The organism is Achromobacter seleniivolatilans (genome assembly GCF_030864005.1).
Taxonomy (GTDB): domain Bacteria; phylum Pseudomonadota; class Gammaproteobacteria; order Burkholderiales; family Burkholderiaceae_B; genus Achromobacter; species Achromobacter seleniivolatilans.
On record NZ_CP132976.1, the window covers coordinates 827257 to 849300 of the forward strand.

Below are 22044 nucleotides of genomic sequence, written 5' to 3' on the forward strand. Positions count from 1 at the left end.
ATTTGAACAACAAGGGGAAAAAACCATGTTCATGCAACGCAGGAAGTTTGCCGCGGTATGCGCCGCGATCGCTATGACGGCTGGCGTGGGAGCTGTGCAGGCTGCCGGTTATCCGCAACGTCCCATCCAGCTGATTGTCCCGTTCCCGCCAGGCGGTGCGGGCGATGTGCTGGGCCGTATCATCGCCAAGAGAATGGGCCAGGAGCTGGGCCAGTCCATCATTGTCGAGAACAAGGCGGGTGCAGGCACGATTCTGGGCGCGCAGACCGTGGCCAAGGCCGAGCCGGACGGCTACACACTGCTGCTCAGTTCAGGCACCACGTTCACCGTCAATCCGGCCGTGTACGACAAATTGCCTTACAGCCCATCCAAGGATTTCCAGCCGGTGGGCATGGTGGGCCGCGCCGCACTGATCATCGTGGCGAATCCGCAAACGCCGTATTCCGATGTCAAAGGCCTGGTGGATGCAGCGCGCAAACAGGGCGACAAGTTTTCGTACGGCTCATTCGGCATTGGCACCGTGTCGCATTTTGCAGGCGAGATGTTCCAGGAAGCCGCAGGCACGCGCATGACGCACATTCCGTACAAGGGCAGCTCGCCCGCCATGACCGACCTGATCGGCGGGCAAATCCCGATTCTGTTCGACACGGTGGTGTCTGCCATGCCGCAGATCAAATCGGGCAAGGTCAAGGCCATTGCAGTGACCACGCCGCAGCGTTCGGCGTTCCTGCCCGATGTGCCGACGGTGGCTGAAGCCGGGTATCCGGACGTCAGCATGGACACGTGGATTGCGGTGTTTGCGCCCAAGAGCGTGCCGGCCGATGTAATCGCCACGTTGAACACGGCTATCACCAAAACTCTGCAAGACCCCGATACGCAAACGCAACTGCGGGCCAGCGGCTTTGAACCCACGCCGATGGACGGCGCGGGGGTGGCGCGCGTCATCGCAGAAGAGACGCCGCGTTTCGCGCAGATTGCCAAACGCGCTGGTATCAAGGCACAGTAATCAGCACGATGGGATGGCAGCGAGTGAAGCGCGGGCCATCCCAGCCACGATGTAAAACTAGGACACTTGTATGAGCCTCTCCGACGATCTGCTGTCTCTTTCCGCGGTTGAACTGCGCCGGCGCATCGGCGCACGCAGTCTGTCGCCGGTCGAGCTGCTGGACGCTTGCATCGCGCGTATCGAAGCGATCAACCCGGCGGTCAACGCCGTTACGGCGACCTGCTATGACCGGGCGCGGGACGAGGCGCTGCGCGCCGAGGCCGCAGTGATGCGAGGCGATACGCTGGGAGCCTTGCACGGTTTGCCGCTGGGCGTAAAAGACCTGGAAGACACGGGCGGCTTGCTCAGTACCTACGGGTCACCCAATTTCCGCGAAAACGTGCCGCTGCGCGACAACATTCTGGTGGCCCGCCTGCGTGCAGCGGGCGCCATCGTCGTTGGCAAGACCAACGTGCCAGAGATGGGCGCAGGCGCCAATTCGCGCAATCCGGTGTGGGGCGCTACAGGCAACCCCTTCAACCCCATGCTGAATGCGGGCGGATCATCGGGCGGTTCGGCCGCGGCGCTGGCCGCAGACATGCTGCCTTTGTGCACGGGGTCGGACACGGGTGGTTCCTTGCGGATTCCCGCCGCCAAGTGCGGGGTGGTGGGATTTCGTCCGTCTCCGGGTTTGATTCCTGTAGACCGCCGTCAGCTCGGTTGGACGCCGATCTCAGTCGTGGGACCCATGGGCCGCAGCGTGGAAGATGCCTGCCTGCAAATGGCGCCTACGGTTGCGATCGACCCGCTGGACCCGCTGTCCTATACCGATGACGGCGCCTTGTATGCGGTGCCGGGCAGGGTGGACTTGGGGTCCCTGCGCGTGGCGTATACCGAAGACTTCGGCGTGTGCCCGGTGGATGAAGACATACGCCGCACCTTCCGCGCCAAGATTGCCGCCATGCGCCACCTGTTCCGCAGTTGCGATGCGGTGTCCTTGGATATGGGCGAAGCCGATCGCTGCTTTGACGTGGTGCGCGCCGAAAGCTTTGTGGCCGCGTTCCGTGACACCTACGAGAAAGATCCCGCGCTGCTCGGGCCGAACGTCCGGGCCAATTACGAAATCGGCGCCAACATGACCTTGGCCGATCGCGCCTGGAGCCATCTGGAACAGACCCGCTTGTTCCGCCGGTTCCAGGAGCTGTACCGCGACTACGATCTGGTGCTGTCGCCGGTGACGCCGGTATCGCCATTTCCATGGTCGGAGCTGTATGCGCAAACCATCGAGGGCAAACCGGCGCGCAACTACTACCACTGGCTGGGTTTGACCTATGTGGTGACCCTGGTCGCCAATCCCGCTCTGTCCCTGCCTTGCGGGGTGGATGAGCATGGCATGCCTTTTGGCTTGCAAGTGATCGGCCCGCATCGAGGCGACGCGCGCGTGCTGGCCTGCGGCCACGCGATGGAGCAGGCGTTTGCCGCCAGCGACGCCCTGCGGCGTCCGCGTCCCGACTTGAGCAAGCTGTCCCGGCCGGTGCCGGAACTGCGTGCGCTGGCCACACATCCGCCGCGCGAGGCATTGGCGACCCGGGCGTTTTCGCAGGCAGAAGCCGAAGCGTTGCGCACCGAGGGATCGGCGTCGGCCGCCGTGTGATGCAAGGCGGCTCTAGCCGAATGCCGTCTGCACGGCGGCAAAGGCGGCGGCCACCAAAGGATCGTCACGGCGCGAGGCCGGTGTAATGAAAGACAGCTGTGCCTGAATGGACAGCTCTTTCACCAGCAGCAGCCCGTTGGCTTGGGATTCGCGCAGCGCGATGGAATCCCGCGCCAGCGATAGTCCGACACCGGATCGCACCAGGTCCAGCATCGAGGCCTCTTGATCCACTTCCGCCACCGCATTGGGCGACACGCCGAGCGACTCGAACTTATCGGTCAGCAGCCGGTGGTGTACGGAATCAGGCGGCGTCCAGATCCACGGCAGGGCGGCAATTGCAGTCCAGTTGCGTCCCGCGACCTGAGCGCCCCAACTTTTGGGCGCCACGACGTAATACGCGAAGGACGCCAGTGGCAAGGCGTGCAGGCCGGTCAGGTGCTTGGCGGGATCGTTGACGGCGCCATCCTGGGGACCCAAGAAAAACCCCACATCCAATTCACCCGACCGCACTTGCCGGCCCACTGAGCCCGACATGCCGTGGCGCAGCGTCGGGCGGATCTTCGGATAATGCTCCACCAGGTATTGCAGCGTGGCACCCAGGCGCAGGAACTCAGGGTCCAGAATGGTGCCTATGCGCAACTCGCCTTGCACGGTGTCGCGCAACGCGCCGATGGCTCGTTGAAAGTCATCCAGCGCGTCCAGGATACGTTGCGCTGCGGGCAGCAGCGCCCGGCCTTCCGCATTCGGCGCCAGACCCTGCGCGGTGCGCAAGAACAAAGTCAGATCCAATGATTCCTGAAAGTTCTTCAGTTGCAGGCTGAGCGCGGGCTGGGTCAGGTGCAGATGCTCGGCCGCGCGCGTCAGATTGCCCTCGCGCGCCACGGCGGCAAAGGTGCGGATGTGCTTTAGGTCCATGGCGATATCCGGAAGAAAACACGCAAGCATTATTAAAGATGCTTATAACGTGATTTTCAAGAATTCATTGGACAGTTTTGAGCGCCTGCGCCAGAGTCTCGCAAGATGCCTGGCGCGCGCGAGCCGCGTTGCAGCCGGGTCGGCTCACCCTGCCGGCGCCCCGAAATGCCGGCATACAGATAAGAAGAGCTTATGGAGACATACGACTACATCATCGTGGGCGCGGGTTCGGCTGGCTGCGTGCTGGCGAATCGTCTGAGCCAGGACCCCGCCGTGCAGGTGCTGCTGCTGGAAGCGGGGGGACGCGATAACTACCACTGGATCCATATCCCTGTGGGGTACCTGTACTGCATCGGCAATCCCCGCACGGACTGGATGTACCGCACGGTCAAGGAACCGGGCCTGGGCGGCCGCTCGCTGATCTATCCGCGTGGGCGCGTGCTGGGCGGATGCTCGTCAATCAACGGCATGATCTATATGCGCGGCCAGCGAGAGGACTACGAGCAATGGGCCGAACTGTCCGGGGACCCGGCCTGGAGCTGGGACCAGGTGTTGCCGGTCTTCAAACGCAGCGAAGACTATCACCGGGGCGCCGACGAGCACCATGGCGCAGGCGGTGAATGGCGTGTGGAAGCGCAGCGCCTGCGTTGGGACATCCTGGAAGCGTTTGCCAGCGCGGCGGAACAAGAGGGCATTCCGCGCGTGCAGGATTTCAATCGCGGCGACAACTTCGGCAGCGGGTATTTTGAAGTGAACCAGCGGCGCGGATGGCGCTGGAATACATCCAAGGCCTTTCTGCGTCCGGTTCGTAAACGCCCCAACTTGCACGTCATGACGGGCGCGCAGGCAGAACAGCTGGTGCTGGAAGGCAAGCGCTGCGTCGGCGTGCAGGTGCGCCGCGCCGGGCAAGCGCTGACCTTGCGCGCACGGCGCGAAGTGGTGTTGTCGGCGGGGGCGGTAAACACGCCGCATCTGCTGGAATTGTCAGGCATCGGCGAACCGGACCGGTTGCGCGAAAGCGGCATCGCCTTGCGCCATGCCTTGCCCGGCGTGGGCGAGAACCTGCAAGATCATTTGCAGCTGCGCGTCATCATCAAGGTCAATGGCGTCAAGACGCTGAACCGTATTGCGTCAACGTGGTTGGGCAAGGCGGGCATTGGCCTGGAATATCTGTTCAACCGCAGCGGTCCGATGAGCATGGCGCCGTCGCAGTTGGGGGCGTTTGCCAAGTCGGACCCTGGGCAGTCGCGAGCCAATGTGGAATTTCATGTGCAGCCCTTGTCGCTTGGAGCCTTTGGCGAGCCGCTGCATGCTTTTGACGCCTTCACCGCCAGTGTCTGCAATTTGCGGCCTACGTCTCGCGGCAGCGTCCATGCGCAGGCGCCTGCGGGGGGCAACCAACCCCCGGTCATCGCGGCAAATTACCTGAGTACCGAAGCCGACATACAGGTGGCGGCAGACTCGATCCGACTTGTGCGCCGTATTACTGCGGCGCCCGCCCTGCAACGCTACCAACCCCAGGAATGGCTGCCAGGGCCGGACTACCAGACGGACGCGCAACTGCGGGAAGCGGCCGGCAAGATCGGCACAACGATTTTTCATCCGGTTGGCACGTGCGCCATGGGCAAGAGCGCGGACAGCGGTGCGGTGGTGGATGCGCAATTGCGCGTGTTCGGCCTGGAAGGGCTGCGCATTGCCGATGCTTCCGTCATGCCGCTGATCACGTCAGGCAACACCAATTCGCCAACGATCATGATCGCGGAGCGGGCGGCGGAATTGATCCGCGCGGGGCGGGGGTAGCGCTACACCCGCCTTGCCTGCCCAGACCGCGACGTTCGCGCAACGCCTTCAACGCACCGAGCGGTAGGTGTCCTGGCGTTGCGGATGCGTGAGCATCACTTGCCAAAGCTGGCCCTCACGCGAGCGAAAAAAACCTGCGCAACACATCAGATAGTATTTCCACATGCGGTAGAAGCGCGTGCCGTAGCGCGCTTGCAGCGTCGGCCAAGCGTGTTCAAATCTGTCCCACCACGCCATCAGCGTACGGTCGTAGTCGGCGCCAAAGTTGTGCCAGTCTTCGATGATGAACCGGTGTTCGACGGCGGTAGCGATCTCGCGCGCGGATGGCAGCTTGCCGTTCGGGAACACGTAGCGGTCGATCCAGGGATCGGTGCTCAGGCTGGTTGCTGCGATGCCGATGGTGTGCAGCAAGAAGATGCCGTCCGGCGCCATCAGGCGTTGCACGTTGCTGAAATAGGTGTCGTAGTTCTTGGGGCCTACGTGTTCAAACATGCCCACTGACACGACCTTGTCGAAGCTGCCTTGCAGGTCGCGGTAGTCTTGCAGCAGCAGCTCCACCGGCAGGCCCTTGACCCTTTCCTGCGCCAATGCCAGCTGTTCCTTGGACACCGTCACACCGGTGACCTTGACGCCGTATTGCTCGGCCGCGAACTTCGCCAGCCCGCCCCAGCCGCAGCCTATGTCCAGCAGCGTTTCACCTTGCTTTAGCTGCAACTTGCGGCAGATCATGTCCAGCTTGGCCAGTTGTGCCTCTTCCAGCGTCTGGGCCTTTTCCCAGAAGGCGCAGGAATAAATCATCCGGCTATCCAGCATGGCTTCGAATACGTCGTTGCCAGCGTCATAGTGCTGTTCGCCCACTTCAAACGCCCGGTTCTTGGACTGAAGGTTGAACAGTTTGTGGCGCAGGTGTTCGGCGATCAGCTTGACGCGGGCAATGCCCAGCGCGGCCGATCCCATGTCAGCGCGCAGCAGACGGGTGAACAGTTCGTCCAGCTGCTCGCAGTCCCATTCCCCGTCCATATAGGATTCGCCCAGCCCCAAGGACCAGCTGGCGAAAACGCGTTCGTACATGTGCTTGTCGTGCACCTGGATGTCCCAGGGGCGCGAGCCATTGATTTGCACATCGGCGCGGCCCAGCACATCTTGCAGGACTTTGGGCGGTTCGGGGGGAGGGGGGCTGACCGCAGGAGAGGAATGATCGGCGGTCAGAGGAGAGGCAGGACTGCTTTGCTGCATAAGGACTCCATATCAATTTTGGGATGACTGATCTGGCAATGCTCTAAGCGCATAACTCTCACCTGTTCCGGCGGGCAATTCCAATTTAATGATTGGATCGGCGCAATAGACATTGCTTATGCCGGGTCTTTCAAGCCTTGCCTGCCGCAGGGAATGGGGAGATCGTAGCGAGGTGCGAGCGGAGTGTCCAGCATAGGACGATGACTGGCCTTCGGCGGCAATATCCGGGAGCGGGTCATGGGCATAGCGGCATGGCGCGTTTACACTACTGCGCCCTGCCTGTCTGCTGCATGGTTTGCCATCAGACGCCGCCTGCGCGCCGCTCTCGTCCTATAAGATACTGGCCGGGCGCATCGCCGATCGGGCGGGCGCAGACCTGTGGAGCTGTATTGATGGTGGACGCCAGCCTGGAACCCCGTTTGGAATTCGTCACTTGCGCCAGTCCGGCCGGTTTGCACCGGATGGCCTACTGGGAATGGGGTGATCCCGCCAATGATCAGGTGCTGCTCTGCGTACACGGCCTGACCCGCAGCGGGCGTGATTTCGATACCCTGGCGCGCAGGCTGGCTGGCCGCTACCGGGTGGTGTGCCCCGATGTGGTCGGGCGTGGCCGGTCTGACTGGCTGGTCAATCCCGCGTTCTACAGCGTTCCGCAGTACGTGTCGGACATGGTCACGCTGATCGCTCGCCTGCAACCTGCCCGGCTGGCCTGGGTGGGCACGTCCATGGGCGGGCTGGTCGGTTTGGCGCTGTCGGGCGCCGCGGTATTTGCCAATGCCATGCAGGCGATGCGTCCGCACGCCGGTATGCTGCCCCCGGGGCAGGGCATTCATTTTGACAAGCTGGTGTTGAACGACGTGGGCCCGCGCCTGGAAACCGGCGCGTTGTCGCGCATTGGGCAGTACGTGGGGGAACCCGGCGAATTCGCGTCATTTCAGGAAGCCGTTGCCACCATGCGCGCCAATTCCGAGACGTTCGGACCGCATACGGACGCGCAATGGGCTGACTTGGCAAAGTACCTGTATCCCGAATATGGCGGCAAATGGGTCAAGCATTACGATCTGGCGCTGTCGCAGGCGCTGGCTGCGCAAACGCCGGACGAACTGGCCGCTGGCGAGCAGATTCTGTGGCGTTCGTACGATGCCGTGCCTTGCCCGGTGCTGATTGTGCGCGGGGAAATGTCTGATTTGTTGACGCGGGTCACCGTTGAAGAAATGCTGAAGCGCAATCCGCGCGCTCAGGCGCTAGAGGTGCCGGGCGTAGGGCACGCGCCCACCCTGATCGCTGACGATCAGGTGGACCCGGTGGCGGCCTTTCTGCTGGCTTGAACGTCCGCCCAGCGATTATGGGGACGCCCAGGCGCTATCAATGACGCCGGGGCTTCTCTACAATAGCCCGATGAAAGCCCCCACCTTGAACGTCGATCTGCATTGCCACTCCACCGTTTCGGACGGCGCGCTTGCGCCCCGCGATGTGGCGCAGCGTGCGCACGCCAATGGGGTGGACGTGTGGGCCTTGACCGATCACGACGAGGTAGGCGGCCTGGCCGAAGCCGCCATCGCAGCCCAGGAACTGGGCATGCAGTTCGCTCCGGGCGTGGAAATCTCCGTCACTTGGGCAGGCCTGACGGTTCACATCGTTGGATTGCGCTTTGATCCCCACAACACCGCTTTGGTCGAAGGGCTGCGCCAAACGCGCTCCGGCCGCGCCGAACGCGCCAAGCGCATCGGTGACCGTCTGGCCGATATGGGCATGCCGGGCGCGTATGAAGGCGCTTTGCCGTTCGCCGGCAACCCCGAACTGATCAGCCGCACCCACTTTGCGCGTTACCTGGTTGAAGCGGGCTATTGCCCCGACGTGCAAACCGTGTTCACCAAACACCTGGGCGACGACCGTCCCGGCCACGTGCCCATGCAATGGGCAACGCTAGCCGAAGCCGTGGGCTGGATTCGAGGCGCGGGCGGTCTGGCCGTGATCGCCCATCCGGGCCGCTATAAATACACCCCCCTCCAATTCGCCGCGCTGTTCGATGAATTCCTGCAATTGGGCGGGGTGGGTATCGAGGTCAATACCGGCAGCCATACCGCCGAAGAGGCCCGGCAATATGCTGACGTTGCGCGCCGCTATGGCTTTTTGGCCTCGCGCGGTTCGGACTTTCACAGTCCCAAGGAAAGCCGGATGGATCTGGGCCGACTGCCGTCGCTGCCGTCCGACTTGAAGCCGGTCTGGCACGACTGGTTCTGACGCGGGCGGTCCACTCCGCCCATCCTGCAAGCCATCGATAGTGAACGCGGCATTGCCGCGCAACCGCCATGAACAAAGCCTTTGTTAAAGAGTCCGACAACGAGGACGATGACGATCTGCCGCAGACCCTGGCGTTGCCGGCAGGCACGAAGAACTACATCACCCCCGAAGGGTATGAGCGCCTGCGGGCTGAACTGACGCATCTGATGAACGTGGAGCGTCCGTCCGTCGTGCAAATCGTGTCCTGGGCGGCGTCCAATGGCGACCGCTCGGAAAACGGCGACTATCTCTACGGCAAGAAGCGCTTGCGCGAGATCGACCGCCGCATGCGTTTCCTGACCAAGCGTCTGGACATTGCCGAAATCGTCGACCCTGAAGCGCAACCGAACCGGGACCAGGTGTTTTTTGGCGCCACCGTGCTGTATTCAGACAAGGCGGGCGAAGACCACAAGGTCACTATCGTCGGCGTGGACGAGGCCGAACCGCTGGCCGGCAAGATCAGCTGGATCTCGCCCGTGGCGCGCGCGCTGATCAAGGCGAAAGAGGGCGACACGGTGGTGCTGCGTACGCCCGGCGGGATTGAAGAGCTGGATATTCTGGAAGTCAGTTATCCGTGAATCGTGCCGCGAGGCTTGTGCCCGCAATTCGCGTACCCCATCCCAATCTTCCCGCTCAAAAGGAAACAGGCGCCGGCTTGTGACCGGCGCCTGTTTGGTTGGGCGGGATCTGACGTCCCTGCCTCGGTGTGGCGGCTTGCGCCGCCGTTCCCCTGGGGCTTGCTGCTAAATCATTTCGTCAACGTCTGTGGGCGATAACGCGCTGGCTCACTTCTTACGCGCCGCAATCGATTTTTCGGCCGTGTTCACCAGATCTTCGCCAATCTGCTTTTTCCACTTGTCATACACAGGCTGCGTGACCTTGGCAAAGGCGTCATGCTCGGCCTGCGACAAGGACGTCACCGTCACGCCGTGGCCTTCGATTTCCTTCAACAGCGACGGATCTTCAGGCGTGACGCCCTTGCGCGCGATCACGATCTGCTGCTTGCCTGCGTCCAGCGCCGCTTGGCGCACGATGTCGCGGTCCTTTTCCGACCACGAATTCCAGACTTCGCGGTTGACCACGAAGATCAGCGGGTCGGCCACGTAGTTCCACAAGGTCAGGTATTTCTGGCCCACGGTGTACAGCTTGGAACCGGTGTAGATGGACAAGGGGTTTTCCTGGCCGTCGACCGCGCCGCTGGCCAGAGCCGGTTGCGCATCCGCCCAGCTCATCTGCGTGGGGTTGGCGCCCAGCGCGGTGAACGTGTCGATATACAGCGGCGAACCCACCACGCGCAGCTTCATGCCCTTCATGTCGTCGGGCTTCTTGATCTCGCGCTTGGAGTTGCTGATCTGGCGATAGCCGTTTTCACCCCAGGCCAATGGCACTACGCCGGCTTTTTCAATCAGCTTGAACATCTCTTTGCCCACTTCGCCTTGCACCAGCGCATCGATGGCAGCGTAGTCAGGCATCAGGAAGGGCAGCGAGAAAAGGTTCAACTGCTTGACCTGCGGCGACCAATTGATGGTCGAACCAACCGCCATGTCGATCACGCCCTGGCGGATGGCGGTGAATTCGCGGGTCTGGTCGCCTTGCACCAGCGACGTGCCGGGATAGACCTTGATGTTGATGCGGCCGTCGGTGCGTTCGCGCACGAGCTTGGACCAGATTTCGGCGCCTTGGCCCCATGGGAAGGTGGTGCCTACGACGATGGACAGCTTGTACTCGGCCTTGTAGTTCTGCGCGTGCGCGGGCGTCATGCCGACGACTGCAGCGGCGCACAGCGCGGCGCCAATCAGGTTGCGGAAGTTCATGCGATGTCTCCTCTCTTTGCGAGTGTGTCTGTTGTTGTAATGAATAGCGCTGCTCAATAACCCAGCTTATGCGGCAGCCATAGCGCCAATTGCGGAAACACCAGCACCGCTACCAGCACCAGGAACATCGCGCCTAGCAGCCACACCACCCAGCGCACCGTGGACTCCATGGGCACGCGCGCAATGCGGCACGACACCATCAGATTCACGGCCAGCGGCGGGGTGAATTGGCCCAGCGCAACCTTCAAAGTCAGAATCACGCCGAACCACACCGGGTCCCAGCCATAGGCATTGGCGATCGGCATAAGCAAGGGCACGAAAATCAAAAAGATCGATATGCCGTCCAGGAACATGCCAACGGTCATCAGCAACAGAATCAACAGCGAAAGCACGCCCCATTCGCCCAGTCCTGAATTGACGATGGCGTTGGTGATCGGGTCGATCACGCTAAGCGTGGAAAGCGCCCAGGCAAAGATGCCCGCCAGTGTCACCACCAGCATGATCACGGCGGACAGCTCGGCGGCTTCACGCAGGATCTTGTACAGGTCGCGCAGCTTGATCGTGCGGTGGATGAAGAACCCCACGAACAAGCCATAAAACACGGCGACAACGGCGGCTTCCGTGGGCGTGAACCAGCCCATCCGCATGCCGCCCAGGATCAGCACGGGCGCGGCCAGTCCCCAGGACGCTTCACGCAAACTGGCCCAGAAAGGCGGGCGCGGCAAGTGGGCTTCCAGCGCGCCCATCTTGTACTTGCGCGACAACCACACGGCCGGCACGATCAGCGCGAAACCAGCAAGAATGCCGGGGATCATGCCAGCGGCAAACAGCGCAGGTACGGACGCGCCCGGCACCAGCACCGAATAGATGATGAAGGCAACCGACGGCGGGATCAGAATGTCGGTGGCGGCGCCTGCCGCGACCACGGCCGCCGAGAACGAGCCCGGATAACCCGCGCGCGACATGGCGGTAATCATTACCGCGCCGACCGCTGCCGCGCAGGCCGGGCCAGAGCCGGAAATTCCGCCCAGGAACATCGCCACGGCAATCGACACCAGCGGCAGCATGCCGGGCCCGCGGCCCACGATGGCAATGGCAAAGTCCACCAGCCGCTTGGCCACGCCTGAACGGTCAAAGATGGAGCCGACCAGCACGAACATGGGAATGGCCAGCAACGGGTATTTGGCCAGACCCGCGTAGAAATTCTGTGGCACGGTCAACAGGCCATACCAGGGCGTGTCCAGATTGGACAGCACGATGGCGACCGTACCGCCTATGCCCAACGCGACGCCAACCGGCACCCCGATCAGCATCAAGACGATGAAGACAACAAAGAGGATGGTGGCGATCATTTGCCGCCCTTTGCAATGCGGCGCAGCGTGCCTATGGTGCGCAGCGAAATCGCCGCCGCCATCACGGGCAGCCAGATCGAATACCACCAGGTGGGTACGCCAATCGCGGGCGAGGTTTCTTCGTAGATGTATTCGTCGGCCACCAGCTTGACCGACAGTACGGTCAGCAGCAGGAAGAACGCCAGCACGCAGCCGCTGGAAATCAGCGCCATGATGCGTTGGCGGCGGGGCGAACCGGAGTCCGCCAGAATTTCGATGCGGATATGGTGATTGCGCACGAACGCCACGCTGCCGCCCGCCATGGTCAGCACGATCAGCAGAAATACCGAGATTTCTTCCGTCCACGCAAACGACTGGTCGGTGAAATACCGCACCAGCACATTCATGAAAGTGATCAGCGCAAGCGTAGCCAGCAGAATCACCGCCAGCCAGTCTTCGATGGCAAGCGGCACCTTGACGGCGGGATCAGCTTCGATGGGGATGATCGGTTCGACAGGCTCGTCGGCGGCTTCGGGGCGGGACATGTGAGGCAACGGCCTGCGCGTGGAATGCGCATTCATTATTGGGGTCGCTGCATCCTACCGTTGCCCGGTCACGGCGGTAGCTCGTGTTTTCCCGCGGTGCGGGGTGGCTGCAACATGTTGCGTTGCGTCAGACGCGGTCGGCCTCGGCCTGGCCCACGATGAATAACCCATAGCGATCACAGGGCTTTACCGCGATATTGCCCTGCACCATCGCAGTGCGGCCGGCTTGGAATTCTTTTGTAACATTGCTCAAAACAGGGGTTCGGCAAGCTTCTTGAACATCGGCTCCGGGAAAACCCCCTAAACAGGTAAAATCACTTTTTGCACCCATCCTTATTACGGCGCCCGCATCGTGTCCCTAGTTCAGCATCTGCCTGGTTCCTCCGTCCTGTCCTCCTTTCGTCGCGAACGCCTTCTGGCGCAACTGAAGGAAGCCGGCTTGCCGGTGGCCGACATATCCGCCCGCTACGAGCACTTCGTCAGCACTGACGCCGCTTTGACGGCCGAACAGCAGCAACACCTGACTCAACTGCTGGACTACGGCACGCCCAGTACGGCCGAAGCCCCGGCCAAGAGCCTGTCGTTGCTGGTGATCCCGCGTTTGGGCACCATTTCGCCGTGGGCCAGCAAGGCCACCGACATCGCCCACAACTGCGGCTTGTCGTCCGTGCATCGCATTGAACGCGGTGTGCGCTACGTGATCACCCCGGAACGCGGCCTGTTGGGCACCAAGTCTTTCGACGACGCCATGCTGGCGCGCGCGGCGGATTGCCTGCATGACCGCATGACCGAAACCGTGGTTGACGGCAGCTTTGACGGCCAAGCCCTGTTCCAGACGCTGGCTGGCAAGCCGATGCGCACCGTCGGTGTTCTGGCCAGCGGTGTTCAAGCCTTGGCTGAAGCCAACATCTCGCTGGGTCTGGCGCTGTCGGAAGACGAAATCGAATATCTGGCCAAGTCTTTCACCGACCTGGGGCGCGACCCCACCGACGTAGAACTGATGATGTTCGCGCAGGCCAATAGCGAACACTGCCGCCACAAGATCTTCAACGCGGAATGGGTCATCGACGGTCAAGAACAGCCCAACACGCTGTTCGGCATGATCCGCGCCACGCACAAGGCGCAGCCGCAAGGCACGGTCGTGGCCTATTCGGATAACGCCGCCGTCATGGAAGGGGGCCCCGCGCAGCGCTTCCAGGCTGGCATGCCCGGCTCGGCAGCTGAAGGCGCCAAGTACATCCGCCGCGACACCACCGTGCACACCTTGATGAAGGTGGAAACCCACAATCACCCGACCGCAATTGCGCCGTTCCCCGGCGCCTCGACCGGCGCGGGCGGCGAAATCCGCGACGAAGGCGCAACGGGCCGCGGCTCCAAGCCCAAGGCGGGCCTGACGGGTTTTACCGTGTCGCACCTGCGTTTTGACGACGCGCTGCAACCCTGGGAAGCCGACCATCACGGCTTGCCCGATCGCATTGCATCGCCTCTTTCCATCATGATCGACGGCCCCATCGGCGGCGCGGCGTTCAACAATGAATTCGGCCGGCCCAACCTGTTGGGCTACTTCCGTTCGTTCGAGCAGACTGCTGGCGGCACGCGCTGGGGTTATCACAAGCCCATCATGATCGCGGGCGGCCTGGGCAGCATCGATGCGGGCTTGACGCACAAAGACGTCATTCCTCCCGGCGCGCTGCTGATTCAGCTGGGCGGCCCGGGCTTCCGGATCGGCATGGGCGGCGGCGCCGCCTCCAGTATCAGCATGGGCAGCAACTCGGCCGAGCTGGACTTCAATTCCGTCCAACGCGGCAACCCGGAAATCGAACGCCGTGCGCAGGAAGTCATCGACCGCTGCTGGCAGCAGGCCGAAAACAATCCCATCATCGCGATTCACGACGTGGGCGCGGGCGGTTTGTCCAATGCCTTCCCGGAATTGGTGAACGACGCTGGCCGTGGCGCCATCTTTGATCTGAAGCGCGTGCCGCTGGAAGAGTCCGGCCTGTCGCCCGCCGAAGTCTGGAGCAATGAATCGCAAGAACGTTATGTTCTGTCGATTCTGCCCAAGGATCTGGAGCGCTTTGACGCCATCGCGCGCCGTGAACGCTGCCCGTATGCGGTGGTGGGCGTGGCAACCGAAGAACGCCAATTGCGTGTGGTCGATGGCGAAGGCCTGCCGGGCCTGGACACGATCCGCCCGCAAGGCGAGGCCGAAGTGCGTCCGGTCGATGTGCCGATCGACGTCATTCTGGGCAAGCCGCCGCGCATGACGCGCGACGTGCGCCGTCTGCCTGGCGTGTCCGCGCCGCTGGACCTGGTCGGCATCGACCTGACCGAAGCCGCATACCGCGTGCTGCGTCACCCCACGGTCGCGAACAAATCTTTCCTGATCACCATCGGCGACCGCACGGTGGGCGGCCTGTCCAGCCGCGATCAGATGGTCGGCCCCTGGCAAGTGCCGGTGGCGGACTGCGCCGTGACCCTGGCTGACTACGAAGGCTTCCGTGGCGAAGCCATGTCGATGGGCGAACGCACGCCGATCGCCATGCTGGACGCCCCGGCTTCCGGCCGCATGGCCGTGGCCGAAGCGCTGACCAACCTGGCTGCCGCAGACGTTGCGCGCCTGGAAGACATCAAGCTGTCGGCCAACTGGATGGCCGCGTGCGGCGTGGACGGCCAGGACGCCGCGCTGTATGACACCGTGTCCGCCGTCAGCGAACTGTGCCAGGCCACCGGCCTGTCCATTCCGGTGGGCAAGGATTCCCTTTCCATGAAGACGTCCTGGGAACAGGACGGCGAGCAGCGCCAGGTCGTGGCGCCGGTGTCGCTGGTTGTGACCGCGTTTGCGCCGGTTGGCGACGTGCGCGCCAGCCTGACCCCGCAACTGCGTACGGACGCTGGCGACAGCGTGCTGATCCTGATCGACCTGGGCCGCGGCCGCCATCGCATGGGCGGCTCGATTCTGGCGCAGACGTACAACCAGATCGGCGAAACCGTGCCGGACATCGACTCGCCGCAAGACCTGCGCGCCTTCTTTGTCACGATCCGCACGCTGGCCGAAGCGGGCACCATCCTGGCGTATCACGACCGTTCCGACGGCGGCCTGTTCTCGACCCTGACCGAAATGGCCTTTGCCGGCCGCACCGGTATCTCGGTCAATCTGGACATGCTGACCTTCGATCCGCAATCGGCCGATTGGGGCGACTTCAAGATCCGCCCCGAACAAGTGGCGGTGCAGCGCGACGAGCTGACGCTCAAGGCGTTGTTCTCGGAAGAGGCGGGCGCCGTGATTCAAGTGCCCGCGTCGCAACGCGATGCCGTTATGCAAGTGCTGCGCGGTGCTGGCCTGTCGGCCCACTCGCACGTCATCGGCGGTTTGAACGGCGCCGACGAAGTCGAGTTCTATCGCGACGGCAAGAAGGTCTGGGGCCAGCCGCGCGCTGAACTCGGCCGCGCCTGGAGCGAAGTGTCCTACCGCATCATGTCGCGCCGCGACAACCCCGCTTGCGCCCAGGCCGAGCTGGATGTCTGGAACGACACGAAGGACCCGGGCATGAGCCCGAACGTGTCTTTCAACCCGCAAGAAGATATCGCGGCCCCGTACCTCAATCTGAGCCAGCGTCCGCGCGTGGCGATCCTGCGCGAGCAGGGCTGCAACAGCCAGGTCGAAATGGCCTGGGCCTTTGACACATCCGGCTTTGAAGCTGTCGACGTCCACATGACCGACCTGTTGTCCGGCCGCGTGGACCTGGCGCAGATGCAAGGCTTGGTGGCTGTCGGCGGTTTCAGCTACGGCGACGTGCTGGGCGCAGGCGAAGGCTGGGCGCGCACCATCCGCTTCAATAGCAAGCTGTCGGATCAGTTTGCCGCGTACTTCGCGCGTCCCGACACCTTTGCGCTGGGCGTGTGCAACGGTTGCCAGATGATGGCGGCCTTGGCTCCCATGATTCCGGGCGCCGAGCACTGGCCGCGCTTCACGCGCAACCAGTCGGAAAAGTACGAAGCCCGTCTGTCGATGGTGGAATTGGCCAAGTCGCCGTCCATCTTCTTTGCTGGCATGGAAGGCGCTCGTATCCCGGTGGCTGTGGCTCACGGCGAAGGTTTTGCCGACTTCTCGCAACAGGGCGACGCCAGCCGCGTGTTGACCGCTGCGCGTTATATCGACAACAACGGACTGGCGACCGAAGCCTACCCGTTCAACCCGAACGGCAGCCCGGACGGCCTGACATCTGTCACCACGGCTGATGGCCGCTTCACGGTCATGATGCCGCACCCGGAACGGGTGACGCGCAATGTGATGATGTCGTGGGCGCCTGAAAAGTGGGGCAATGCGGACGCGGGCGGTACGTACAGCCCGTGGATGCGCATTTTCCGCAATGCTCGCGTCTGGCTGAAGTAATTCCGCAGGTCGCGTCCATAAAAGAACGAGCCGCAAGGCTCGTTTTTTTTGCGCGTCAGGTGCGCAAACGGCACCGGCACCTACCGTCAGGAAGGGGTGCAGCGCAGGAACGCCGCTTCGTGTTCAAACTGCGTCGCCAGCGCTTGGGCTGCGGGAGTCAAGGCGCCGGATGCGCGATGGAACAGCCCGATCAAGAAGTTGGGCAGCGGGTCGGTGATGGGCACGACGGCCAGCCGTTGATGCGGGGCAGCCGTGGCAAGCACGACCGCAGGCAACAGTGCCATCCGGTCGCTTTCAGCCACCAGCGCAGCAGCGTCGCTTGGGCTGTCCGCTTGCATGTCCACCCGCGGCGTGCCTAAGCCGGCGTCTTCAAATACGTCGTACACGGCCGCGCCGGGTTGGCCGGGCGGGCCAACCACCGCAAAAACGACATCCCGCAAATCTTCCAGGCTCTGCGTCTTCCGCAAGGGGTGATCCTGGCGCGCCAGCATGACCATCGGACCGTTCATGAGTTCGCGCATCTGCAACTGCGGATCGGTCTGGCCGGGCGGCAGCGGGCAGATGGCGAAATCCAGCTCCCCGTCGCGCAATTGCGGTGCCAGCGTGGCATATCCGCCGCTGCACGTATCCAGTTGCACTTCGGGATACATCAGGCGGAATCGCTGTAGGGCAGGTGGGGCCAGCAGCGCCGCTGCCGCCGGAGAAATACCGTACGACACCGAGCCCATGCGTTCGCCCCGCATCTGCGACATGGCCTCACGCGCGCGCTTGGCTTCGTGAACCAGGTGTTGCGCGTGCGGCAGAAAGCGCATGCCGAAATCATTGGGCCGCATACCCTTGGCGTGCCGTTCAAACAACGGCAGGCCAAGGGTTCGTTCCAGCCGGCGCAATGATTTGGTCATGGCGGGTTGAGTTTGTCCCGTGGCTCGCGCCGCGGCGTGTACGCTGCCGTGTTGTGTGACGGCAAGAAAATCAAACACTTGCTGCAACTTCATGCTGATGCCTCCCCGCTATCGATCGATAAATGTAGTGGGAGCCTCTCGGCCCGCGTGCATCTGAGTGCTTGATGACCGTAGTCCATCCTTGCGCGGGTGGCAATACATGTAACCCGATGAGATATTTAACTTTTCATTGCATTGCGCCGTAAATGGAGGGAGCTTTACGCAACCCCCGGAGTGGCCCCATATGTTCAAGAATTTAAGTATCCGAGCAATCCTGACGACCGCCTTAGGCGTTTTTTTTGCGCTCTTTTTGGTGACCGGCGTCGCGGTGTACCAGCAATTGACCTCCAACCGTACTTCGATCGAAGTGCTGCTGGACACCAACCTGGTGCGTGCCAATTCCGTCGATGGCGCGGCCTCGGAGTTGTTGCGAGCCCGCCTGGTCCTGCTGGCCGCGCAGAGCGCGTTGCTGGAAGGCAAGTCCATCGACAGCATGGCAAGCATGCAGCGGCTGGACGGCTACACCAAGAAGGCGTCTGACCTGATCGACGTGGCCCGCAAATTGCCCGAGGCGAGCGAGGTTGGAAAGCCCTTGTTCGATTCGGCACTGGCAGCCTATGACGTCTACGCGCGCGATGCCATCGCACCCATGGTGGCTGCCATTCGCGCTGGTAATGCTCAAGAGGCCAGCCGGTTGAACGTTGAAAGAGTCACGCCGCTGGGTATCGCCTTTACTCAAGCTGATCAAAAGTATGTGGATTATGCGAATGAAGTCGGCCAGCGTGTCGCACGCGAGGCATCCACCCGCATCAACGGCGCAATTGTTTTTCTGATCTGTTTGCTGGTGGTGGTAGCGGTACTTGTGGTCAGCCTTTACGCCATCTTTGCGCGTTCTGTTTTCCGGCCCTTGCATGAGGCGGGACGTTTGTTTGACCGCATCGCGGGCGGCGATTTGAGCAATCGCATTGAACAGCGCGGCAACAACGAAATCGGCATTCTGTACGCGGCGGTCAAACGCATGCAGGAAAGCCTGGCGCGTACCGTGTCCGCCGTGCGCCTGGGCGTGGAAGAAATTCACACTGGTTCGCGCGAGATCGCAGCCGGCAACATCGATTTGTCGTCGCGCACCGAGCAGCAGGCGGCATCGCTGGAAGAAACGGCAGCCAGCATGGACGAGCTGTCGTCCACGGTGAAGAACAACGCAGACAGTTCGCGCAGCGCCGCGCAACTGGCGACGGTTGCATCCGAAGTGGCGACACGCGGCGGTCAGGCGGTGGGCGACGTGGTCGGCACCATGCGCGGCATCGCGGACAGCTCCAAGCGCATCGCGGATATTGTTGGCGTGATCGACGGTATTGCCTTCCAAACCAACATCCTGGCGCTGAATGCAGCGGTTGAAGCGGCGCGTGCCGGTGAGCAGGGCAAGGGCTTTGCAGTGGTGGCCAGCGAAGTGCGGGCCTTGGCTCAACGCAGCGGCCAGGCGGCCAAGGAAATCAAGGGCTTGATCGACGATTCCGTGCAGAAGGTGTCGATCGGTTCGGACCAGGTGGAAGCCGCTGGCGCCACCATGCAAGAGATCGTGGTTTCGGTGCGCCGGGTTACCGACATCATCAACGAGATCTCCAGCGCGTCCGAAGAGCAGTCGCAAGGGATTCAACAGGTGAATCAGGCGGTGTCGCAGATGGACAGCGTGACGCAGCAGAACGCGGCGCTGGTCGAAGAGGCGGCGGCCTCTGCGGCATCACTGGAAACGCAGGCGCAGCGTTTGCGCGAAGCCGTGGCCGTTTTCAAGCTGCAAACTGGCCAAGTGATCGACGTGGGCGCGCCCGCTCTGGGCCGCCACGGCGATGCGGCGTTGATCGGCGCGTAAGCGAAGTTGTAGATGGGAATCCAAGGATTCCCATCTACGTACGATCGGTTATGGATTTCAGTGAGTCGAATCCGCAAGGCAGCATCCAGATCAAAAATCACGGCGAAAAAAAGCCCCGCATTCGTTGTCTGCGGGGCTTTTGCTATTACCGGTTCAGTTGAATCTTGATCTTACTGGTCCAGTTGAATCTTGGCGTCGGCCGCCACGTTCTTCCACTTCTTCACATCGTTGGCAATGACGTGTTGGAAGTCATCCGAGGAACCGGCGACAACCGTGCCGCCCAGGCTGGCCATCTTGGCCTTCACTTCGGGCGTGTTCAGCGCCTTGACCGAGGCGTCGTGCAGCTTCTTCTTCACGTCTTCCGGCAAGCCCTTGGGCGCCAGCAGGCCGTTCCAGGCATTCGCTTCATAGCGCGACAGGCCAGCTTCCTTGAAGGTCGGCGTGTCGGGCAGTTCCGGCGAACGCACGTCGGCCGCGATGGCGATGGGACGGATCTGGCCGCCCTTGATGTAAGGCAGGGATGCCGGCACCGGCTCCCAGATCATCGAAACCTGGCCGCTGATCACGTCGGTGAAAGCCGGGCCTGCGCCGCGGTAAGCGATGTGCATGAGCTTGGCGCCCGTCATCGACTTCATCAGTTCCATGGCCAGGTTGCCCAGGCCGCCTGCGCCCGACGAGGCGTAGGTGTATTTGTCCGGGCTGGCCTTGGTGGCGGCGATCAGGCCGTTCAGGTCAGTCGCCGGGAAGTCTTTGGTGACGCTCAGAACGCCGGGCACGGTCACCAGTTGCGTGATCGCGGTGAAGTCCTGCGACGCGTCATACGTCAGGTTCTTGTAGACGGCCGGGTTGGTGCCGTGGGTGCTGGAAGACGCCAGCAGCAGGATGTAGCCGTCGGCCGGGGCGTCTGCCACAAAGCGCGTGCCGATCGAGCCGCCCGCGCCAGCCTTGTTTTCCACAACAACGGTCTGGCCCAGTTCAGTACCCAATTGCGCGGCGAAGACGCGGCCAATGATGTCGGCGGTGCCGCCGGGGGCGAACGGCACGATCATGCGGATCGGCTTGTTGGGGTAGTCGGCCTGTTGGGCCGACGCGGCGCCAGCTGCCAGCGTGGCGCCGGTCAAGAGCGCCAGGGCGATGGTGGATTTCTTGAAGTTCATCTGTGTCTCCAGGTGAAGGTTAGTCGAGGCTGCGGTCGAGCCATTCGACGATCAATCCGGCGATCTGGTCGCTGTTGCGATCCAGCATGCAGAAATGGGAATTACCGGGAATACCGGCGGCTGGCAGATCAAGGACGTCGGCGCGCTGGCCAGCGGCCTGTAGCGCGTTCCAGTAAGCGTCCGTCTGCGCGCGGTACCGCTGCCAGGTGTCGTCCGTGTCAAAGTGGTCACCCCAAACCAGCAACTGCGGGGGCAGCACACAGGCCGCGGCTGCCGGTGTGCCGGTGGGCTCCACGGCGATCACTGCGCGTACCGTGGACGCGTATTCCTGGGCCAGTTGCGTGGCGAAACCGCCGCCCTGGCTATGGCCGATCACAATGCAGGGGCCAGTCAGATCCAGCAGGCTGCGGTAGGCGTCCAGCGCCATGTCGCCGTGCGTCAGCCAACGCGGTACGAATTGCTTGGAAAACGTGTCGAAGGCCTCGACCGGGAATTGCTGCGCCGGGTACGACTGGCGCGCTTGGCCGGCCGGGGCATAACCCGCAGCCGGGCCGATGCGGAACAAGCGCCACGCTTCTTCCTTGGAGCGGAAGATGGGTGCGCTGTCATAGACTTCTGGAAACATGGCCCAAGACGCGCGGCCGCGTTCGGGCGCGTCGGACACGAAGACATCGAAGCCCGCTTGCAGCAATCGCCACAACCAGCCCTGGCGGCCATCGGGTGTGCTTTCCCATTGCGCGCCTGTCATGCCGCCGCCGTGCCATAACAGCACAGGGTAGGGGTGACGCGGCTGGGTCAGCCGGTATTCCTGAACATACAACTGGCCGACGCTATAGCCGCCGTTCATGTCGATCAGCCGGGGCGATGCGTTGCCCACGACCTTTTGCTGCTGCATCGACAGCCCGCCCGCCACGGCCTCGGCGCCGCCAACGAAGTGGCTACGTATGGACTTGAGCTGAACAGGGGCGTCGAACATAGGGTTTTCCAGAGGTAACTGCGGGGATAATAGTTGCCAGGTGTTTCTGCCTTGTGCAAAATATGGCGCGGCTGTGCCGAATTGGCACAGCCGCTGAACCGCTCGTATCAATAACGACCCGGCCAGGAATCATCCATGGCGGGC

17 protein-coding genes are annotated in these 22044 nt (G+C 62.7%); 8 read left to right on the plus strand and 9 right to left on the minus strand.

Translation table 11 applies throughout. The features are described from left to right. Positions 1–25 precede the first annotated feature (25 nt). The gene (locus tag RAS12_RS03745; protein WP_371321246.1) at positions 26–1006 is read left to right on the plus strand and encodes a Bug family tripartite tricarboxylate transporter substrate binding protein; all 981 of its coding nucleotides are present in this window, start codon (positions 26–28) and stop codon (positions 1004–1006) included. 70 nt (positions 1007–1076) lie between these two features. Further along, positions 1077–2639: an amidase gene (locus tag RAS12_RS03750; protein ID WP_306945262.1), complete on the plus strand. Its 1563-nt coding sequence runs from the start codon at positions 1077–1079 to the stop codon at positions 2637–2639. A 12-nt stretch (positions 2640–2651) separates the two neighbouring features. Here the strand turns inward: RAS12_RS03750 and RAS12_RS03755 are convergent, their stop codons facing one another. Next, positions 2652–3554: a LysR family transcriptional regulator gene (locus RAS12_RS03755; RefSeq protein WP_306945264.1), complete on the minus strand. Its 903-nt coding sequence runs from the start codon at positions 3552–3554 to the stop codon at positions 2652–2654. 192 nt (positions 3555–3746) lie between these two features. Between RAS12_RS03755 and RAS12_RS03760 the strand changes: the two genes are divergently transcribed. Then, positions 3747–5354: a GMC family oxidoreductase gene (locus RAS12_RS03760; protein WP_306945266.1), complete on the plus strand. Its 1608-nt coding sequence runs from the start codon at positions 3747–3749 to the stop codon at positions 5352–5354. Between the two features lie 48 nt (positions 5355–5402). On the opposite strand, the gene cfa is transcribed toward RAS12_RS03760, so the two are convergent. Beyond that, the gene (gene cfa / locus RAS12_RS03765; protein WP_306945267.1) at positions 5403–6590 is read right to left on the minus strand and encodes a cyclopropane fatty acyl phospholipid synthase; all 1188 of its coding nucleotides are present in this window, start codon (positions 6588–6590) and stop codon (positions 5403–5405) included. A gap of 392 nt (positions 6591–6982) precedes the next feature. Here cfa and RAS12_RS03770 point away from each other — a divergent pair, with 392 nt between their 5' ends. From RAS12_RS03770 to greB, 3 genes are all read left to right on the plus strand, one after another. Beyond that, positions 6983–7918 carry an alpha/beta fold hydrolase gene (locus RAS12_RS03770; RefSeq protein ID WP_306945269.1) on the plus strand — a complete coding sequence of 312 codons (936 nt, stop codon included), beginning with the start codon at positions 6983–6985 and terminating at the stop codon, positions 7916–7918. Between the two features lie 70 nt (positions 7919–7988). After that, the gene (locus RAS12_RS03775) at positions 7989–8834 is read left to right on the plus strand and encodes a 3',5'-nucleoside bisphosphate phosphatase (RefSeq protein WP_306945271.1); all 846 of its coding nucleotides are present in this window, start codon (positions 7989–7991) and stop codon (positions 8832–8834) included. 68 nt (positions 8835–8902) lie between these two features. Continuing rightward, positions 8903–9451: a transcription elongation factor GreB gene (gene greB, locus RAS12_RS03780; protein WP_306945274.1), complete on the plus strand. Its 549-nt coding sequence runs from the start codon at positions 8903–8905 to the stop codon at positions 9449–9451. 207 nt (positions 9452–9658) lie between these two features. Here the strand turns inward: greB and RAS12_RS03785 are convergent, their stop codons facing one another. The 4 genes from RAS12_RS03785 to RAS12_RS03800 form a co-directional block, all read right to left on the minus strand. Continuing rightward, positions 9659–10687: a DctP family TRAP transporter solute-binding subunit gene (locus RAS12_RS03785; RefSeq protein WP_306945276.1), complete on the minus strand. Its 1029-nt coding sequence runs from the start codon at positions 10685–10687 to the stop codon at positions 9659–9661. A gap of 53 nt (positions 10688–10740) precedes the next feature. Then, on the minus strand, positions 10741–12039 hold the full coding sequence (locus tag RAS12_RS03790; RefSeq protein ID WP_306945278.1) for a TRAP transporter large permease: 1299 nt from the start codon (positions 12037–12039) through the stop codon (positions 10741–10743). Beyond that, complete coding sequence (locus tag RAS12_RS03795; protein ID WP_306945279.1) at positions 12036–12563, minus strand: TRAP transporter small permease; 528 nt, start codon at positions 12561–12563, stop codon at positions 12036–12038. The genes RAS12_RS03790 and RAS12_RS03795 overlap by 4 nt, the downstream gene beginning before the upstream one ends. A gap of 127 nt (positions 12564–12690) precedes the next feature. Continuing rightward, positions 12691–12816 (minus strand): hypothetical protein, encoded by a 126-nt coding sequence (locus RAS12_RS03800; RefSeq protein ID WP_306945281.1) that lies wholly within the window; start codon positions 12814–12816, stop codon positions 12691–12693. Between the two features lie 99 nt (positions 12817–12915). On the opposite strand from RAS12_RS03800, the gene purL reads away from it, so the two are divergent. Further along, a complete protein-coding gene (purL, locus tag RAS12_RS03805; RefSeq protein WP_306945283.1) occupies positions 12916–16956 on the plus strand; it encodes a phosphoribosylformylglycinamidine synthase in 4041 nt (1346 codons plus the stop codon). 86 nt (positions 16957–17042) lie between these two features. Here the strand turns inward: purL and RAS12_RS03810 are convergent, their stop codons facing one another. Then, complete coding sequence (locus tag RAS12_RS03810; protein WP_306945285.1) at positions 17043–17951, minus strand: LysR substrate-binding domain-containing protein; 909 nt, start codon at positions 17949–17951, stop codon at positions 17043–17045. A gap of 190 nt (positions 17952–18141) precedes the next feature. On the opposite strand from RAS12_RS03810, the gene RAS12_RS03815 reads away from it, so the two are divergent. Next, positions 18142–19767 carry a methyl-accepting chemotaxis protein gene (locus tag RAS12_RS03815; protein ID WP_306945287.1) on the plus strand — a complete coding sequence of 542 codons (1626 nt, stop codon included), beginning with the start codon at positions 18142–18144 and terminating at the stop codon, positions 19765–19767. A 170-nt stretch (positions 19768–19937) separates the two neighbouring features. On the opposite strand, the gene RAS12_RS03820 is transcribed toward RAS12_RS03815, so the two are convergent. Further along, positions 19938–20924, minus strand: a complete 987-nt coding sequence (locus RAS12_RS03820; RefSeq protein ID WP_306945289.1) for a Bug family tripartite tricarboxylate transporter substrate binding protein — start codon at positions 20922–20924, stop codon at positions 19938–19940. 19 nt (positions 20925–20943) lie between these two features. Then, entirely contained in the window at positions 20944–21900 is a 957-nt protein-coding gene (locus RAS12_RS03825; protein WP_306945291.1) for an alpha/beta hydrolase, read from the minus strand. Positions 21901–22044 lie beyond the last annotated feature (144 nt).

Excerpts from the sequence above, each read along its gene's own strand:
- RAS12_RS03745 (WP_371321246.1), top strand. The coding sequence starts at position 26 with ATGTTCATGCAACGCAGGAAGTTTGCCGCGGTATGCGCCGCGATCGCT.
- RAS12_RS03750 (WP_306945262.1), top strand. The coding sequence starts at position 1,077 with ATGAGCCTCTCCGACGATCTGCTGTCTCTTTCCGCGGTTGAACTGCGC.
- RAS12_RS03755 (WP_306945264.1), bottom strand. The coding sequence starts at position 3,554 with ATGGACCTAAAGCACATCCGCACCTTTGCCGCCGTGGCGCGCGAGGGC.
- RAS12_RS03760 (WP_306945266.1), top strand. The coding sequence starts at position 3,747 with ATGGAGACATACGACTACATCATCGTGGGCGCGGGTTCGGCTGGCTGC.
- cfa (WP_306945267.1), bottom strand. The coding sequence starts at position 6,590 with ATGCAGCAAAGCAGTCCTGCCTCTCCTCTGACCGCCGATCATTCCTCT.
- RAS12_RS03770 (WP_306945269.1), top strand. The coding sequence starts at position 6,983 with ATGGTGGACGCCAGCCTGGAACCCCGTTTGGAATTCGTCACTTGCGCC.
- RAS12_RS03775 (WP_306945271.1), top strand. The coding sequence starts at position 7,989 with ATGAAAGCCCCCACCTTGAACGTCGATCTGCATTGCCACTCCACCGTT.
- greB (WP_306945274.1), top strand. The coding sequence starts at position 8,903 with ATGAACAAAGCCTTTGTTAAAGAGTCCGACAACGAGGACGATGACGAT.
- RAS12_RS03785 (WP_306945276.1), bottom strand. The coding sequence starts at position 10,687 with ATGAACTTCCGCAACCTGATTGGCGCCGCGCTGTGCGCCGCTGCAGTC.
- RAS12_RS03790 (WP_306945278.1), bottom strand. The coding sequence starts at position 12,039 with ATGATCGCCACCATCCTCTTTGTTGTCTTCATCGTCTTGATGCTGATC.
- RAS12_RS03795 (WP_306945279.1), bottom strand. The coding sequence starts at position 12,563 with ATGTCCCGCCCCGAAGCCGCCGACGAGCCTGTCGAACCGATCATCCCC.
- RAS12_RS03810 (WP_306945285.1), bottom strand. The coding sequence starts at position 17,951 with ATGAAGTTGCAGCAAGTGTTTGATTTTCTTGCCGTCACACAACACGGC.
- RAS12_RS03815 (WP_306945287.1), top strand. The coding sequence starts at position 18,142 with ATGTTCAAGAATTTAAGTATCCGAGCAATCCTGACGACCGCCTTAGGC.
- RAS12_RS03820 (WP_306945289.1), bottom strand. The coding sequence starts at position 20,924 with ATGAACTTCAAGAAATCCACCATCGCCCTGGCGCTCTTGACCGGCGCC.
- RAS12_RS03825 (WP_306945291.1), bottom strand. The coding sequence starts at position 21,900 with ATGTTCGACGCCCCTGTTCAGCTCAAGTCCATACGTAGCCACTTCGTT.